This is a genomic window from Pseudomonas sp. NBRC 111143 (assembly GCF_001320965.1).
GTDB classification, from domain to species: domain Bacteria; phylum Pseudomonadota; class Gammaproteobacteria; order Pseudomonadales; family Pseudomonadaceae; genus Aquipseudomonas; species Aquipseudomonas machongensis.
In genome coordinates, this window is record NZ_BCBT01000117.1 from 1 (window position 1) to 1,280 (window position 1,280).

Genomic DNA, 1,280 nt, shown 5'->3' on the forward strand with positions numbered 1-1,280 from the left:
GCAGCCTGCTTCGGCGCTGGGTTGCCGGTTACCAAGCCGGTGCCTGCCTCAGTCCACGCTCGCATGGCCGCCGCTACACCGAGGCGCTCAAGCAGCGAGTGCTCAAACACATGCTTGAACACCACTTGTCCTTGCGCCAAACCGCAGCGCACTTTGGTCTCGGTCAGTCCTCACAGATAGGCATTTGGCTGCGGCAGTACTACAGTGGCAGTCCCGCAGCCTCTGTCGCCAAGCAAAGAAAACCAGCCGTGCCGAAGAAAATTAAGCCCATCAAGCCCACCGACACCAACGACGCAGAGAAATCCCGTGAGCAGTTGTTAGGCGAGCTCGAGTATCTGCGCATGGAGAATGATGTCTTAAAGGAGTTAAAGGCTCTGCGGGAGGAGAAGGAGCGAACACGGACGAAAAAGCCCTGATCGTCTGCAAATTCAGACACAAGTATCCGCTGCCTGATCTTCTGCAGATCGTGGGGTTGGCGCGCAGCACCTTCTATTACCAGGTCAAATGCCAGCAGAGGCCGGACAAACATGCGGCGCTCAAGGAGCTGGTACAGCGGGTCTATCACCGAGAGAAAGGGCTGTATGGCTACCGCCGCGTTGCTCTGGCAATCAGAAATCAGGGGACCTTGGTTAATAAGAAGGTCATTGAGCGGTTGATGGCTGAATCTGGCTTGCAGTCCATTGTACGCCCGAAGAAGTACCGATCTTATCGAGGCACTGTCGGCAAGGTGGCAATGAATTTGCTGGAGCGTAATTTCGTCGCGCAACGGCCTAATCAGAAGTGGGTGACCGATGTCACCGAGTTTAAAGTGGCTCAGCAAAAGCTCTACCTCTCGCCCGTGATGGACCTGTACAACGGCGAGATCATCGCCTATGAAACAGCCAGCCGGCCTACGTATGGTTTGGTCGGGAACATGCTGGAAAAGGCTCTCGATGGGTTGGGAGAAAAGCCCAAGCTAGTGATCCACTCAGATCAGGGATGGCATTACCAACAGGCCCAATACCGCCACAAGCTCACAGCGCGAGGTGTGAAACAGAGCATGTCTCGCAAGGGTAATTGCCTGGACAACGCTGCGATGGAAAGTTTTTTTGGCACACTGAAGTCAGAGTTTTTCTACCTGAAACGCTTTGAAAGCGTCGAGGAACTGAAGGCAGGGCTGGATGAGTACATCCACTACTACAACCATGACCGCATCAAGCTGAAGCTCAATGGCCTGAGCCCTGTGAGCTACAGGACTCAGGTCACCGGTTAAAACTGTCCAACATATTGGGGGCAGTCCA

Annotated in this window: 1 protein-coding gene; it reads left to right on the forward strand. The window is 54.4% G+C overall.

What is annotated here, in order from left to right; translation table 11 throughout:
• A protein-coding gene (locus tag APH44_RS28810) for an IS3 family transposase (protein WP_256250271.1) occupies window positions 1–1,252 on the forward strand; the annotation gives its coding sequence in 2 pieces (ribosomal slippage) (window positions 1–368 and window positions 371–1,252; 1,250 coding nt annotated over the 2 pieces). This gene is flagged as partial in the annotation.
• Between the last annotated feature and the right edge of the window lie 28 nt (window positions 1,253–1,280).